The organism is Spartobacteria bacterium UBA695, assembly GCA_002298145.1.
GTDB lineage: Bacteria > Verrucomicrobiota > Verrucomicrobiia > Chthoniobacterales > Chthoniobacteraceae > UBA695.
This window is the reverse complement of sequence record DBMP01000010.1, coordinates 56,943-72,194: the sequence shown is the minus strand read 5'-3', so window position 1 is coordinate 72,194 and position 15,252 is coordinate 56,943. Positions and strand designations below refer to the sequence as shown.

General features: G+C 60.1%; 15 protein-coding genes and 1 tRNA gene. 15 read left to right on the top strand and 1 reads right to left on the bottom strand.

Annotated elements, in window-relative coordinates:
* Window positions 1-63: 63 nt before the first annotated feature.
* Together bamD and lptE are read left to right on the top strand one after the other, a co-directional pair.
* Window positions 64-1,251, top strand: a complete 1,188-nt coding sequence (gene bamD / locus B2828_RS05230; RefSeq protein WP_479632642.1) for an outer membrane protein assembly factor BamD — start codon at window positions 64-66, stop codon at window positions 1,249-1,251.
* A gap of 9 nt (window positions 1,252-1,260) precedes the next feature.
* Window positions 1,261-1,773, top strand: coding sequence for an LPS assembly lipoprotein LptE (gene lptE, locus B2828_RS05225; RefSeq protein WP_479632641.1), 513 nt, complete (start codon window positions 1,261-1,263; stop codon window positions 1,771-1,773).
* 297 nt (window positions 1,774-2,070) lie between these two features.
* Here the strand turns inward: lptE and B2828_RS05220 are convergent, their stop codons facing one another.
* Entirely contained in the window at window positions 2,071-2,634 is a 564-nt protein-coding gene (locus tag B2828_RS05220; protein ID WP_479632640.1) for a YqgE/AlgH family protein, read from the bottom strand.
* A 119-nt stretch (window positions 2,635-2,753) separates the two neighbouring features.
* On the opposite strand from B2828_RS05220, the gene B2828_RS05215 reads away from it, so the two are divergent.
* From B2828_RS05215 to B2828_RS05155, 13 genes are all read left to right on the top strand, one after another.
* The gene (locus tag B2828_RS05215) at window positions 2,754-3,542 is read left to right on the top strand and encodes an ABC transporter ATP-binding protein (protein ID WP_479632639.1); all 789 of its coding nucleotides are present in this window, start codon (window positions 2,754-2,756) and stop codon (window positions 3,540-3,542) included.
* A 13-nt stretch (window positions 3,543-3,555) separates the two neighbouring features.
* Window positions 3,556-4,680, top strand: coding sequence for an FtsW/RodA/SpoVE family cell cycle protein (locus B2828_RS05210; protein ID WP_479632638.1), 1,125 nt, complete (start codon window positions 3,556-3,558; stop codon window positions 4,678-4,680).
* Window positions 4,681-4,805: 125 nt separating this feature from the next.
* The gene (locus B2828_RS05205; protein ID WP_479632637.1) at window positions 4,806-5,453 is read left to right on the top strand and encodes a DUF4142 domain-containing protein; all 648 of its coding nucleotides are present in this window, start codon (window positions 4,806-4,808) and stop codon (window positions 5,451-5,453) included.
* A 150-nt stretch (window positions 5,454-5,603) separates the two neighbouring features.
* The gene (locus tag B2828_RS05200) at window positions 5,604-5,981 is read left to right on the top strand and encodes a RidA family protein (protein WP_479632636.1); all 378 of its coding nucleotides are present in this window, start codon (window positions 5,604-5,606) and stop codon (window positions 5,979-5,981) included.
* A 38-nt stretch (window positions 5,982-6,019) separates the two neighbouring features.
* Entirely contained in the window at window positions 6,020-6,589 is a 570-nt protein-coding gene (gene pyrE, locus B2828_RS05195; RefSeq protein WP_479632635.1) for an orotate phosphoribosyltransferase, read from the top strand.
* An 11-nt stretch (window positions 6,590-6,600) separates the two neighbouring features.
* Window positions 6,601-9,555 (top strand): preprotein translocase subunit SecA, encoded by a 2,955-nt coding sequence (secA, locus tag B2828_RS05190; protein WP_479632634.1) that lies wholly within the window; start codon window positions 6,601-6,603, stop codon window positions 9,553-9,555.
* 26 nt (window positions 9,556-9,581) lie between these two features.
* The gene (locus B2828_RS05185) at window positions 9,582-9,989 is read left to right on the top strand and encodes a hypothetical protein (protein WP_479632633.1); all 408 of its coding nucleotides are present in this window, start codon (window positions 9,582-9,584) and stop codon (window positions 9,987-9,989) included.
* A gap of 126 nt (window positions 9,990-10,115) precedes the next feature.
* Window positions 10,116-11,069, top strand: coding sequence for an ABC transporter ATP-binding protein (locus B2828_RS05180; protein ID WP_479632632.1), 954 nt, complete (start codon window positions 10,116-10,118; stop codon window positions 11,067-11,069).
* Window positions 11,066-12,250: an ABC transporter permease gene (locus tag B2828_RS05175; protein WP_479632631.1), complete on the top strand. Its 1,185-nt coding sequence runs from the start codon at window positions 11,066-11,068 to the stop codon at window positions 12,248-12,250. Before B2828_RS05180 ends, B2828_RS05175 begins: the two co-directional genes overlap by 4 nt.
* A 98-nt stretch (window positions 12,251-12,348) precedes the next feature.
* Window positions 12,349-12,424: transfer RNA gene (locus tag B2828_RS05170), tRNA-Glu, on the top strand.
* Between the two features lie 296 nt (window positions 12,425-12,720).
* Complete coding sequence (locus tag B2828_RS05165) at window positions 12,721-13,428, top strand: DUF2924 domain-containing protein (protein WP_479632630.1); 708 nt, start codon at window positions 12,721-12,723, stop codon at window positions 13,426-13,428.
* Window positions 13,425-14,786 carry a recombinase family protein gene (locus B2828_RS05160; RefSeq protein ID WP_479632629.1) on the top strand — a complete coding sequence of 454 codons (1,362 nt, stop codon included), beginning with the start codon at window positions 13,425-13,427 and terminating at the stop codon, window positions 14,784-14,786. The genes B2828_RS05165 and B2828_RS05160 overlap by 4 nt, the downstream gene beginning before the upstream one ends.
* Complete coding sequence (locus B2828_RS05155; protein ID WP_479632628.1) at window positions 14,783-15,220, top strand: hypothetical protein; 438 nt, start codon at window positions 14,783-14,785, stop codon at window positions 15,218-15,220. Before B2828_RS05160 ends, B2828_RS05155 begins: the two co-directional genes overlap by 4 nt.
* Window positions 15,221-15,252 lie beyond the last annotated feature (32 nt).

The following is a 15,252-nucleotide window of genomic DNA, read 5'->3' as shown; positions in this document are numbered from 1 at the left end:
CGCGGGAAAAACTGCTTCGCCAACCTTGACGCACCCGCACGGTTCCTCTAGCGTCAAGCCGATATGCGGAAGCTCATCGTACTGTCCTCGCTCGTCCTGGCATTTTCAATGGCCCTTACCTCTCCCGGGGGTGCCGCGGTGGTTTACCGCCCCGGCGAAGGTTTTCATAGCGAGGAGGAGGATGCCGGAGGGTTGGAAAAATCCGCAAGCGAGCAGCTCCACAAAGCCCAGGAGTTTGAAGCACAGGGCGCAACCAAGCGGGCTATTGGCGCTTACCGTGGGCTGATCAACGGCTTCCCTGGTTCGGGCGCAGCCCCGCAGGCGCAGTTTAAAATGGCCGAGCTGATGGAGAAAAACGGCGACTTGGAGCGCGCGTTCAAGGAATTCGGCAAATACATCACCAATTACCCCCGGGGGCAGGAGTTCGACTCCGTGGTCGAGCACCAGTTCAACATCGCCGGGCAATTCATGAACGGCGCACGCCGGAAGGTTTTCGGCGTCAAGACGTTCCCTTCCCTGGAGCGCACCCAGAAGATGTACGAGGAGATTATCAAGAACGCCCCGTACAGCAAGTTCGCCCCGCTTTCGCAGTTTAACATCGGCATGGTGCATGAGAAACGCGGCGAATACCCGGAAGCCGTCGAGGCTTACCAGAAGACCGTCGATATGTACCCCAACGACGACATCGCGGCCGATGCCCAGTACCAGATCGGCTACGTGCAGTTGCACCTGGTGCAGAAAGGCTCCAACGACCGCGCTTCCCGCGAAAAGGCGCACGACGCTTTCGAGGACTTCATGGTGCGCTACCCGCAGAGCGAAAAAGTTTCCCAAGCGCGCGAGAACATCAAGCAGCTTTCGGGCACGGACCTCAAGAAGACGCTCGACGTGGCCAAGTTCTACGAGAAAACCAAGAAATACAAATCCGCGGTCATCTACTACAAACAGGTGATCGACGGCGGCAAAGGCACCCCGGAAGCGGAAACGGCCACCAAGGCGCTTGACCATCTGCGGCAGTACGCCGGGGACGATGCCCTTCGCTCAGCTCCGGAACAGGCCGAGACGGGCGCCACGGCCCAGGAACGCCGCAAGATGCAATCCCAGGTGGACACCTCCGCGCGTCCTGACTACGCGGGCCCTCCCGCTCCCACCGAGGAAACCGCTCCCGCCAAGGCGCAGCTGCGCACCTCGGCCTCCACCCCCTCCACAGCCCCCCAGCCTGCCGCGACGGAGCCCGCTCTCCCTGCTCAGTAGCCGTCTTTCATGAAGTCCCTCGCTCTCCTTGCCTCAGCGTTTCTGGTTCTTTTAACCGGTTGCGCAGGCTATCACATCGGCGCATCGGTTCCCAAACGGATGGCGGGAGTCAAGACCATCGCCGTACCCACCTTCCACAACGATACGATGGTACCCAATCTCGAATCGTTGGCCGCCAGCACCGTCGTCAAGCAGTTCCAGGAAGACGGCACCTTCAAGGTGTGTAGCGCCGACAGAGCCGACGCCGTCCTTGAGGGTAGCATTACCAAGATCCGCCGCCGCGGGGCCCGCTCCGTGCGCAGCGACATCGAAAAGCAGCAGGAGTTTTACCTCGACCTTACCTTTAGCTACACCCTGACGCGCCGCAGCACGGGTGAGAAGCTCGACGCCGGAATCCTGATGGGAGAAACCTCGTTTTTCGTTTCGGGCAACGATGTGAACCAGGATGAGCGGCAGGCGATTCCGCTTGCGATTGAAAAGGCCTCCGAGCGTCTCGTTAACCGCGTGACTACGGGCTGGTAGGAATTTTTCCTTCTCTGTAATAGGCAAAAACCGGGCAAAAAACATTGCATTGATTGCCGAGCGGTTCATAAAAAAGAGGAACGCAACCAGCACCGAAAGGAGATGAAATTACTAAAATGTTTAAAGCTATCACGTTGATCGCCATGGCCGCGGCTGTTCTGAGCCTCGGCGCTTGTGCCAAGGACCACGCGTCCACGACGACCAAAGTGTCCACCACTCACGTCAAGTAAGAGGAACACTTTTAATAAGGCCAGACCGGAAGGTCTGGCCTTTTTTTGTGCCCAAATGCGGGCGAAGTCAGTTCAGCGACGGGTCGTCCGGGGCCTCGGCCAGCAGTTTAAACCACGGGCCGTAGGTGCTCATCACGGTTTGCCAGAGGTTCTGGCAGTTCTCGGCGTCAAGCAGGTCGCGGTCGGGCTTTTGCACCACCCAGGCCTTTTGTTCCAGCTCGCCTTCGAGTTGATCCTTCCCCCACCCCGAGTAGCCGACAAAGGCTCGCACGGCGGTGTCGCCATCGAGCGCCAGCAAGCGGGCCTCATCAATCTCCACATTCATCCGGGCCTCGATGGCCTGCCGGGTCTTCTGCCATTTAAAAACAGCGAACGTCAGGCGGTCCAGGCCGACCGGCCCGCCCCAAAACACCGGCACGGAACGCAGCGGCCCCAGCTCGGAAGCGCCGGTGAGCAGATCGCCCACGGTTTTATTGAGGGCCCGGTTGATGACGAGCCCGAAGGCCCCCTCGGCCTTGTCGTGCGAAAGCAGGTAGATGACCGTTCGCCGGAAGTTTGGATCGACCAAATTCGGGTGCGCGATTAAAAGCGCTCCTTCGAGCCCCAACGAGGATTGTTGATACTCACGCACGTCTACAAGGTAAGAGCGCCCGGCAATGGCGCAAGGCAGAAAGCGCCCAGTAAACCTATTTTTACACAAATGACGGCATTGACACCGCCCCCGCACAAGTCAAAGTAATGGCTCGACCCATGCCGATACTCGAAGTCCAACATCTGCGAACCTGGTTCCCCGTCACCGCCGGGCTGCTGCGGCGTCACGTGGACGACATCAAGGCCGTTGACGATGTCAGCTTTACGCTGGAGCCGGGAACGACGCTCGGCGTGGTGGGCGAAAGCGGTTCGGGCAAAACGACGCTGGGCCGCACCATCCTGAAGCTCACCCCAGCCACTGGCGGCCGCGTGCTCTTTGACGGGAAGGACATTCTACCGCTTTCGGAGGGGGAATTCCGCCCGCTGCGGCGCGAAATGCAGATGATTTTCCAGGACCCCTTCGGGTCGCTCAATCCGCGGCTTTCCATCGAGGCCATTATCGCTGAACCGCTGGAGATCCACTTCCGGGAAATGAGCCGGACGGACCGCCGGGACCGCGTGGCCGAGCTGCTGCGGCAGGTGGGCCTGAAGCCGGAGATGATGGGGCGTTACCCGCACGAGTTCAGCGGCGGCCAGCGGCAGCGGATCGGCATTGCCCGGGCGCTCGCGGTCAAGCCGCGCTTCATCGTGTGCGACGAGCCGGTCAGCGCACTGGACGTCAGCGTGCAGGCGCAGATCGTCAATCTCCTCCAGGACTTGCAGGAGGAGCTGGGCTTGACGTACCTTTTCATCGCCCACGACCTGGCCGTGGTGGAGCACATCAGCGACCACGTGCTGGTCATGTACCGTGGGGAGATCGTCGAATCGGCCTCCGCCGAGGCCATCTACGCCCATCCGCAGCACGAGTACACCCGCAAGCTGCTTTCCGCCGTGCCCAGCGTCGGCTGATTCTCTTTCTAAAATGACTCCGCTCCTTCGAAAACTGCTCCGGATGAATTGGGTGATCCTCATTCTCATGCTGGCGCTGGCCACCTTTGGCGTCTTCGCGATCTACAGCTGCACCTACATGCGCGAATCGGCCAACTACAACACCATGTGGCACAAGCAGGCGGGCTGGATCGCCTTTGGGACGGTCATTTTTCTCATCTTGAGCCTGACGGACTACCGCTGGGTGCGCTGGGGGGCGCTGCCTATCTACGGTGTTTCGATGGTCTTCCTGATCCTGACCTTCACGCCGCTGGGGGTGCTCAAGGACGGTGCCCGCTGCTGGCTGCGGCTGGGGCCGCTGGTGTTTCAGCCCGCGCAGATGGCCGTTCTGGGGGGGATTCTGATCGTCGCCCTGTTTCTGACCCAGTTCATCCGCCTGCATCCGATGATCAAGCTGCTGGCCTGCGGGGTGATCACCGGCGCTCCGGCGCTCTTGATCCTCATCCAGCCGGACCTGGGCGAGTGCCTGATCTGGATTCCCGTGGTCTTCGCCATGCTTTTTGTCGGCCAGATCCCCAAGCGCTACCTCATCGTGGTGATCCTCATCATGGTGACGTGCATGCCGATCGCCTACTATTTCAAACTCAAGCAGTACCAGAGGGAACGGATCATCGCCTTCCTGGACCCGGAGATCGATGCGAACGGCGCGGCCTGGGCGGTTAACCAGACCATGATCGCCATCGGCTCGGGCGGCTGGAACGGCAAGGGATTCAAAGCTCCCAATACCCAGGTGGAGCTCGGCTACGTGCCACAGACCACGGTGCCCAATGACTACATTTTCGCCGCGATTGGCGAACAGTGGGGTTTCCTCGGAGGCGCGGCCGTCGTTTGCACCCTCGGGGTCTTGATCGCCAGTTGCCTTGTCGTGTCGGTGACGGCCGCCGACCAGATGGGCACGCTCATCGCCGCCGGGGTCGCCACGCTGCTCTTTGCCCACACCTACCAGAACATCGGGATGTGCATCTCGATGATGCCGGTGACGGGGGTGCCGTTGCCGCTGATCAGCTACTCTGGGTCGTTTGTCGCCGTGATCATGTTCAGCTTGGGGCTGGTCAACAGCGTGTGGGTTCACCGCAAAGAGCTGCCGGAATTGCCTTAGCGCCCCCACGGGGAATCGTGGCCAAACGCGACCTTTAGGGGCCGCCGACAGCCACCGGAAAGCGTTCGTCCGATTGCATGTTTACCGCCGGGAGGTCTCCCGCCGCGGGCAAAAAGCATCTATCCATGAAACGTATTCATTTTTATTCCGCATTGATGGTCGCCACGCTCGCATTGACCGGCCTGGCCGGGGCCCAAGCCCCCTCGGCCACCCCCGCCACCCCTGCCGCCCCCGAGAGAGGAAAAGCAGCCGAAGTGGGGAAACTGGATCACCACGATCAGGAATTCCTCCGGAAAGCCGCGGGAATCAATCTCGTGGAAATCGAACTGGGCAAAGCAGCTGAGAAATCCTCCACCGATCCAAAGGTGAAGAAATTCGCGGCCTCCATCGTCCGGGATCACTCTGAAGCCAACCAGAAGCTGGCCCGCCTGGCCGCCAGCAAAGGCTACGCGCTGCCCGACAAGATTTCCTCCTGGGACCGCCACTCCCTCAACCAGCTCGAAAAGGAGCAAGGGGAGCAATTCAACCGCTCGTTTCTCTCTTTCAACATCAAGGGGCATGAAAAAGCGCTCGATCTCTACGAAAAAGCTGCCACGCACGCCCAGGACCCGGATATCAAAGCTTATGCCGAAAAGGTCCTTCCCCGCCTGAAGGAGCACCTCGCCCTCGCCCGCAACAACACGCTTGAGGCCGTTGGCGAAAAACAGCAAAAAATCCAGCCGCAGCAACCGATCCAGCAGCAGCCGGTGCCGCAGCAAAAGAAAAGCTACTAGATCTTCTCACGCCGGCAATGGTCCGGCGCGAAAGGGGCGCAGCCTGCCAGGGACGCAGGCTGCGCTTTTTTATGTCATGAATTTGTCGCAAATCTCTGGTTTTCCTTGCGTTGACATGGGTAGCGCGGCTGCCATAGTCTCTTTTTTCCTATGAATAACGTGATTGCCTCTCCAGATGCCCCCAAGGCGGTCGGCCCCTATTCCCAAGCCATCACCTCGGGAGGGTTCCTCTTTGCAGCGGGGCAGATTCCGCTCGACCCGGCCACGGGTGAATTGGTCGCGGGGGATGTCAGCGTTCAGACCGAGCGCGTCATCCAGAACCTCCAAGCCGTGCTGAGCGCAGGCGGGTTGACCTTCGCCAATGTGGTCAAGACCACCGTTTTTCTGACCAATCTGGCCGATTTCGCGACAATGAACGCCGTCTACTCTCGCTATTTCTCCGAGCCCTTCCCGGCCCGTTCCACCATCCAGGTGGCCGCGCTGCCAAAAGGCGCCCAGGTGGAGATCGAGCTGATCGCCGCCAAGTAATATTCCTTCTTTTCCCCCTAATTTTTCTCCCACGCACCATGACGCAAGACGAAATCATCGCCCTTTTTAAACAAACCCACGCGCTGCTCGATGGCCATTTTCTCCTTCGCTCGGGCCTTCACAGTCGGCAATTTTTCCAATGCGCCATCCTGCTACAACACACGCCCATCGCGGCCCGGGTCTGTGCGGAACTCGCGGAGAAGCTCAAGGGGATCGAGACCGATAGCGCCATCTCCCCTGCCCTTGGCGGCATGATCGTGGGGCACGAAGTGGCCCGGGCGCTGGGCAAACGCCATATTTTCGCTGAAAAAGAAGAGGGCAAGCTCGTCCTGCGCCGCGGCTTCACCATCGCCCCTGGCGAACGCTTCCTGGTGCTGGAAGACGTCGTGACCCGTGGCGGTCGCGTCCAGGAGACCATCGACATCGTGCGCGCCCACGGCGGCGTTGTGGCGGCTGTCGGCACGCTGGTTGACCGCAGCGGAGGCAACGCCCCCGATTTCGGTTGCCCCTTCATTAGTCTCGTGCAATTAAACCCAGAGACATTCGAGCCCGGAAACCTCCCGCCCGATCTCGCCGGGACTCCCGCCATCAAGCCCGGCAGCAAATAAGCACACTTTTTATGGTTAACTGGATTTTAAAGAAGATTGTCGGTTCGAAAAATCAGCGGGAAATTCGCCGCCTGCGCAAGATCGTTGAGCAGATCAACGAAATCGAGCAGGGCCTCAATTCCCTCTCCGACGATGCGCTTCGCGAAAAAACCGCGACCTGGAAGGCTGAACTCGCCAAGATCGCCGACCCGAACGAACAGCAGGCTTACCTCAACCAGATCCTGCCCGAGGCCTTCGCAGTGGTGAAGAACGCCGCGCGGCGCCTTTGTGGCAAACAGGTCGAAGTCAACGGCCAGACACTCGAATGGAACATGGTCCACTTCGACGTGCAGCTGATCGGCGGCATCGTGCTCCACCAGGGCAAGATCGCCGAAATGGCCACCGGCGAAGGCAAAACGCTCGTCGCCACCCTGCCCCTTTACCTGAACGCCCTCACCGGCCGCGGCGCGCACCTCGTGACCGTCAACGACTACCTGGCCAAGCGCGACTCGGACTGGATGGGCTTCCTCTACAAATTCCTGGGCCTGACGATCGGCTGCATTCAGAATGACCAGCCGCCGGAAGTTCGCCGCGAGCATTACCGCTGCGACATCACCTACGGCACGAACTCCGAATTCGGCTTCGACTACCTGCGCGACAACGGCATGGCCACCAGCAAGGAGACGCAGGTGCAGCGCGGCTATTCCTACGCCATCGTGGACGAAGTCGACTCGATCCTGATCGACGAGGCCCGCACCCCGCTCATCATTTCCGGCCCCACAGCCGTCACCAGCCAGCAGTACGAGCAGTACAAGCCGATCGTCGAGCAACTGGTGAAAAAGCAGGCCCTCCTGTGCAACCGCCTCGCCAGCGACGCCGAGGAACTCTGGGCCAAGGGCGAAAAGGAAGAAGCCGCGAAAGTCTTCTTCAAACTGAAGCTTGGCCAGCCGCGCCACAGGGCTTTCCTGCACGCGATGGAAACCACCGAACAGCGCCGCGCCATTGAAAAGACGGAGCTCTCCTACTACTCCGACACGCTGAAAGAGGAATTCTTTAAGCTGAAGGAAGAGCTTTTCTTCACCATCGATGAGCGCGCCCACGAATCCGACCTGAGCGAGATGGGCCGTGAATTCCTAAGCCCCGGCAACCCGAACGCCTTCGTGTTACCGGATCTTATTTCGGAATTCGCCGAGATCGACCTTAACCCGAACCTCACCGAGCCGCAGAAGATCGAAGAGAAGACCAAGCGCCAGACCTACTGCGATTCCCAGGCCGAGCGCATCCACAGTATTACTCAGTTACTGCGGGCTTTCTGCTTGTTTGAGAAGGACGTGCAATACGTCATCGAGGAGAACAAAATCGTCATCGTCGACGAGTACACCGGCCGCAAGATGCCGGGCCGCCGCTGGAGCGACGGTCTGCACCAGGCCGTCGAAGCGAAGGAAGGCGTGCAGGTCGACCGCGAAACGCAGACCCTCGCCACGATCACCATCCAGAACTATTTCCGCCTCTACTTCAAGCTGGCGGGCATGACCGGCACCGCCGAGACGGAAGCTAACGAATTCCACGACATCTATAAGCTGGATGTCATCGTGGTCCCAACCAACCGCCCCTGCATCCGCAAGGACTTGAACGATCTCATCTTCAAGACCCGCCGCGAGAAATTCAACGCCGTGGTGGCCGAGCTTAAGACCGCCCACGCGCGCCAGCAGCCGGTGCTCGTTGGCACGGTGAGCGTGGAAACCTCCGAACTCCTGAGCCGCATGCTCAAGCGCGAGAAGATCCCGCACACGGTCTTGAACGCCAAGTTCCACGCTCAGGAAGCCGAGATCGTGACGCGCGCGGGCCAGCCTGGCTCCGTGACGATCTCCACCAACATGGCCGGTCGAGGCACCGACATCAAGCTGGGCCCGGGCGTCGTCGAACGCGGCGGCTTGTATGTCATCGGCACGGAGCGGCACGAATCCCGCCGCATCGACCGCCAGCTGCGCGGCCGCTGCTCGCGCCAGGGCGATCCGGGTCTCTCTCGCTTCTACGTTTCCTTCGAGGACGACCTCATGCGCAACTTCGGCGCTGCCGACCGCATGACGAAGATCATGGAGCGCTTCGGCATGAAGGAAGGCGAGGAGCTCGAGCATCCGTGGCTCAACAAATCCGTGGAAACCGCCCAGCGTCGCGTGGAACAGCGCAACTACGGCATCCGTCGCCGCACGCTGGAGTTCGATGATGTCATGAACAAACAGCGCGAGGTCGTCTACGGCCTGCGCAATGAGACCATCGAAACTGCCGATCCGCGCAAGCTCATCTACGAGATCGTCGGCGAGACGATCCCCGTCAAAGTCAGCGAATACGTGGCCAGCGAGGGCGACGAACCCGACTACGCGGGCCTGCTCGCGTGGGTTAACACCACCTTCCCTCTCGGCCTTACCGAGGAGAAAGCCGGGTTCACGGGCAAGACGGCGGAAGAAATTTCCGAGGTGCTCATTGAGAAGGTCAAGACTTCCTACGAGCTCAAGAGCAAGCACGAGGACCCAGACGCCGTCAAAGGCATCGAGCGCTACATCGTTCTGAACGCTATCGACCGCCTCTGGCAGGATCACCTCTACGCCATGGATTCCCTGCGCGAGGGGGTGCATCTGCGCGCCTACGGCCAGAAGGACCCGCTCATCGAGTACAAAAACGAGGCTTACACGATGTTCGTGGACCTCATGGCCTCGATCAAAAACGAGATCCTGCACAACCTCTTCCGCAGCACGTCGAACCTCCAGGCCTTCGAGCAATTCCTCTCCAGCCTGCCCGCGCACCTGCTCCAGCAGCAGGGCGGCAGCGAGGAGACGATCTCCGCCGGAGCGGGCGAACTGCCGCAACCGGCCTCCAAACCGCGCACGCTGCCCGTGCGCAACGAGAACGTCAAGGTCAACCGGAACGACCCCTGCCCCTGTGGCAGCGGCCGGAAATACAAAGCCTGCTGCGGCCGCAAGGCATAGCAAAACCAACCGCAGCGTAAACCGCCATGCAACCCCCGGAAGAGTCTCGCGACGAAGCCCCGTTCGCCGAGCCTTCCGAGGTCGTCTGCCCCTTCTGCCTGCGCAATAACGCCCCCGAAGCGTCGTTTTGCGCCGTCTGCGGGGCCCCGCTTGGGCCGGTGGCGAATATTGACCCGATCCAGCAGATCCACGCGGAGGGGTTCGCCTTCCGCTCTGCGGTGAGCAGCCCGCCGCGCGCGCTTATCCTGGCGGGGACCTGGCTGGCCATGCTACCGCTGGCCGGGAGTGCCGTGGGCATGATTTTAAGCGGCTTTCCCATGAGCCTTTTCGGGATCGCCATGCTGCTGCTCGCCATCGGCGTTCTCGTGCGCGCTACTGCCCATTTCATTTCCCGGAAACGCGCCCTGGCCCGCGCACGGAAAGAGTCCATTTAGGGCGCTCCTGGCCCTCGGTGAAACCCATCAGCAACGCCCCGGGGAAACGCCGCACCTGGCCGCCGGGCCGCGCTTTGGATTGCAATCGGCCCCCGAAACTCCGCATGCTGGAGGTGGAGATTCACAATGGCCAGCCTTCTTATTGCCCTGGAGAATCTGCGGAAGACTTTTGACGGCACGGTCGCCGTCGATGACATCTCGATGTCGATTCCCGCAGGCGAAATTTTCGGTTTCCTGGGGGCCAACGGCGCGGGAAAAACCACCACCATCCGGATGCTCTGCGGATTAACGCGCCCCAGCGGCGGCCGCGCGACGCTCGGGGGCGCCGACGTTTGGCGTGACCGCTTCCGAGTTCGTTCCATGTTCGGCTACGTGGCGCAGCGATTTAGCCTTTATACCGACCTGACGGTGAAGGAAAACCTGCGCTTTTTCGGCGGAGCCTACCGGGTCAATCCGCGCCAGATGGACGCGCGCATCGCCGAGCTGCTCACCACGCTGGACCTTGCCGGTAAAAGCCACACGCTGGCCGGAGGGCTCTCCGGCGGCATGCGGCAGCTCCTCGCCATCGGCTGCGCGCTCATCCACGAGCCACTGGCGCTTTTCCTCGACGAACCGACCTCCGGGCTCGATCCCGTGCATCGCCAGCGGATCTGGGATCTCCTCTACGACCTGAGCGCCGGGGGCACGACGATCTTTGTCACCACGCACTACATGGACGAGGCGGAGCGCTGCACGGAGGTCGCCTTCATCGACAAAGGGCGCCTCCTTGCGAAAGATTCGCCCCAGCAGCTCAAAGAGCGCATCCGAGGCAAATTGCTCCAACTTCGCGTCGCCCCGCTAATGCCTGCGCTGGCCCTCATTCGAGCCGAGCCCGACGTGCTGGGCGTCTCCGTGCGCAGCGGTATGGTGCGGCTCTACGCGGCGCATCCCGAGGCACTCTTCCAGCGCTGGCTGGAGCGCTGGCCCTTTCCGAGCATCGAGTACCAGGGCCACACATGGGACACGCCCGACATGGAGGACGTCTTCAAGGCGTATTCGCAAGGGTACCACGGCATTCTGGCGGAGGAGGCGCAAAGATGATATTACTAGATACGATGAGGGCGATCGGAAGCGTCACCATGAAGGAGTTTCTGCACGTCTGGCGAGACCGGCGGATTCTGGTCCTCATCCTCGTGCTGCCGCCGCTGCTCACGCTGATTTTCGGCCATGCCTTCGGCGTCACGGACTTGAAAGACATCCCTGCGCTGATCGTCGACCAGGATCAAAGCGACGGCAGCCGGGAACTGAAAAAAGCGCTCTCTGCCTCGCCCGTATTCCATTGGAAAACGCCGCCCAAGGCTGACCAGACCAACCCTAATTTGCTGAAAGAAGATGTGCAGGCGGCCCTGGTAATTCCCCACGGCTGGGGCGAGGGGCTCGTCAACGGCAGCCCCATTCCGCTGAAAATGATCGTTGACGGCACGGATGTTTCCACGGCCTATCAGATCGAGGGCATTCTGAGGGAAATCCTGGGCGCGTTTCAGCGGGGAGCGCAACACGAACTCTTCAAACAACTGCCACAAGGAGCCCTGGAAGCGGCATTCCCGCTCAACGTACAGCGGCAGTTCGCCTCCGTCATGACCCCGTGGAATGCCAATTTCGAGGTTCGCTACAACCCCAAGCTGCGCTTCATCGAATTCGTCACCCCCGGCATCCTGGGGCTCATCATGCAGCTCATGACCGTCACGCTAATGGCCTGCACCATCACGAGGGAACGGGAAAGCGGCACCCTCTCGCAGCTTCTCATCACCTCGCTGCACCGGGGGGAAATCGTCGCAGGGAAAGTGCTCCCCTACCTTTGCATTTCGCTATTCCTCATCAGCAGCGCTGGGATGGTCGCGCGGTTTTACTTCGACGTCCCGTTTATCCAGCCGCTAATGCTCGGTGTGCTCAACTTTCTCTTCCTGGCCTGCTCGCTAGGGCTGGGGCTCCTGATTTCGGCCTTCTGCACCACCCAGGCGCAGGCCATCCAGTTCTCGGTCTTCTTCCTCCTGCCAGTATTCCCGCTCTCGGGGGCCTTCGCCTCGCTGGACCAACTGCCCCCGGGCATCCGGATGATCTCCGAAGCCTTTCCCCTCACCCATTATTGCCGGGCATTTCGCCTCATCAACCTGCGCAACGCCCAATTTTCGTACATTGAGGGCGATTTGCTATTCCTGCTGGCCGGAGCCTTGTTAACGTGCGCCGGAGCAGCCTACCTGCTGAGCAGGGCCGAGGAATAAGAAGGAAAAGACGTCCCTCAAAGAAAGAGCGTAATTTTTTTTAAAATTCGCTTGAATGGGCGGCAACATTTCTACATATTCACCGCCCCACAACAAGTGACCCTATCGTCCAGTGGCCTAGGACACCGCCCTTTCACGGCGGTGACACGAGTTCGAATCTCGTTAGGGTCGCCACTCTTTTCCGGCACAAGAAAGTTGTGCCACAAGTTAAAGCACCACGCGGTTTCTCTGTCCATTCGGACATGGCCGCTACGCCAAGCAACCAAGCCACTCTCCGGGCGAAGCCGCGTTTTTGACAAGTCTCCGAGAGAGACTGGAAAGCGAGATTTTTGTCTCCGTTTTCCCCCTTTGGGAACAGAGACACGGCCAAAAGTCTCTGGTGTCTCACATCGCCTTTTTAAGGCGTTACTCATGTTAAATCGCAAGGGTGCCCAGGCGCTCCCTTTCCCGTTAAAGGGCTCCTCGTTAATGTGGCAGTCGTTAAAGGGGCTGATTTTGACACTGTGCCTTCGGCATGGTCCCTCTTTTCGACGATCCCGAACTCCTCTCCCCCGAAGAACGACTGCGTGCCGTTGCCTCGCTGCTCCTTCGCGGGCTTCAACGCCACAAAGAAAACGGTGGCACTCCAGCACCCGCCGAATCAGCCAGAAAGGAGGATGCCGATGACCTCCACTGATTTGCAGGCCGAAGTGGCGTTGATGCGCGTCATGAAAACGGGAGAGCTTCTCGCCAAATACCTTAAGGTGTTCGGCCAGCCTTCCCCTTCTCGTCACCGGGAACGGCTGATTCGCCGGATTGCTTGGAAGATTCAGGCGCTGGCCGAGGGCGACCTTTCGGAGCGGGCACGGCGCAGGGCCGAGGAAATCGCCAATGACGGCGATCTCCGCATCCGCGTCCCTGCCGCAAAGCCGATGGCCCCGATGATCGGCATCCCTGTGATGCCCTTGGCTCCCGAGCCAAAAGCCGCAGCGGCTCCGCAACGCAGTCAACCGATGGCCGGAACGGTGATCACGAAAAATTACCGTGGCCGCCAGCTTCGGGTGATGGTTCGGGAAAGCGGTTTTGAATTCGAGAACCAACGCTTCGGATCGCTTTCCGCCATCGCCCGGCACATCACCGGCACCCAATGGAACGGCAACCGCTTCTTCGGGATTGCCGCGAAAGGAGGTGCCAAGTGAAATCCAAGAAAACCGAAAAGAAAAAGACTATCCGCTGCGCCATCTATACCCGGAAGAGCACGGAGGAAGGGTTGGATCAGGATTTCAACTCCCTCGATGCCCAGCGCGAATCCGCCGAGGCTTATATTAAGAGCCAAGCGTCGGAAGGCTGGACCGCCCTCCCCCAGCATTACGATGATGGCGGTTTTTCCGGCGGCAACATTGAGCGCCCGGCGCTTAAACGCCTCTTGGCTGATATCGAAGAAAAGAAGATCGATGCGGTCGTGGTCTATAAAGTTGACCGGTTGAGCCGGTCGCTGCTGGACTTCACGAAGCTCATGGAGGTGCTCGACCGCAACGAATGCTCGTTTGTGTCGGTCACCCAGCAATTCAACACCACCCACTCGATGGGGCGGCTGACCCTCAACATCCTCCTTTCCTTCGCCCAGTTCGAGCGCGAGATCATCGCGGAGCGGACTCGGGACAAGATGAGTGCCGCACGGAAAAAAGGGAAACACGTCGGCGGAGTTCCCGTTCTTGGCTATGACCTTGATCCAAAAGGCGGGCGGCTTCTCGTCAACGAAGAGGAAGCCGCGATGGTGCGCGAGATTTTCGGCCTCTATTTGGAACGGCCCGCGATGCTCGCCACCGTCAATGAACTGACCGCCCGGGGCTGGCGGCGCAAACGCTGGACCACCCGGAAAGGAATCGAGAGCGGAGGCGGCGCGTGGGACAAGGGCAATCTCCACCGGCTGCTCACCAACATCATCTACACGGGCCAAGTCAAATATCAGGACGTTGTGTATCCCGGTGAACAGCCCGCCATTATCGAAACGGCAGTCTGGGAAAAAACGCAGGAATTGCTCCACCGGAATGCCAAGGAAGGAGGCAAGCGGGTGCGTGAAAGCCATGGGGCGTTGCTCCGCAGGTTGCTGCATTGCCCTCATTGCAACCACGCAATGACGCATTCCTGGACCAAAAAAACGGATGGCCGTTGCTATCGGTATTACGTTTGCGTGCAAGCGATCAAGCGCGGTTACGGCTCCTGCCCCACCGGTTCTCTTCCAGCAGCCGAGGTCGAAAAGTTCGTGATCGAGCGAATCCGAGCCATCGGGCGCGATCCGGCTCTAATTAAGGAGGTCTTGAGACAAAGCCGCACCAAGGAACCCCGGATCGCCCCGGAGGAACTTCGAGCAGCACTGGAACAGTTTGATCCGGCCTGGGATAATCTCGTATCCAGTGAACAGGAGCGGCTGCTGCATCTGCTCGTCGAACGGATCGCTTACGACGCCACGGCTGGTACCATGGCCATCGCCTTCCGCCCCTCCGGGATCAAGTCCCTCGGAACTGAAACCACTCCTACCCCAGCCGCCGCATGAATACCTCCACTGAAAATGACCTGCTGGTAGTGTGTCCGGTTTCCTTTCGCCGGGAAGAATCTGGCCGGAAGCGGCTCAAGACGGGACCCGAGGAAACGTTATCGGAATCGGCATTAATCCCCCGCGTATCGAAGCTGATGGCTTTGGCGCTCCGGTTCGAAAAGCTGGTGACTGAAGGAATCGTCAAAAGTTACGCTGATCTCGCCCGCTTGGGAGGGGTCAGTTTCGCCCGGGTCAGCCAGATCATGAACATGCTCAACCTTGCCCCGGAAATTCAGGAAACGCTGCTTTTCTTGAAGAAAACGCCCGACGGGCACGATCCAATCAGCGAGTGGGATCTGCGTGGCCTTGTTGCGGAGGTGGACTGGAGCAAGCAGCGGCAGGCAAAAGTGCAGTTGAAACTCGATGAGATTAAGCGAAAGCAACCTCGATGAGTCGTTGACGGCTTCGATCAATTTTGCACCAG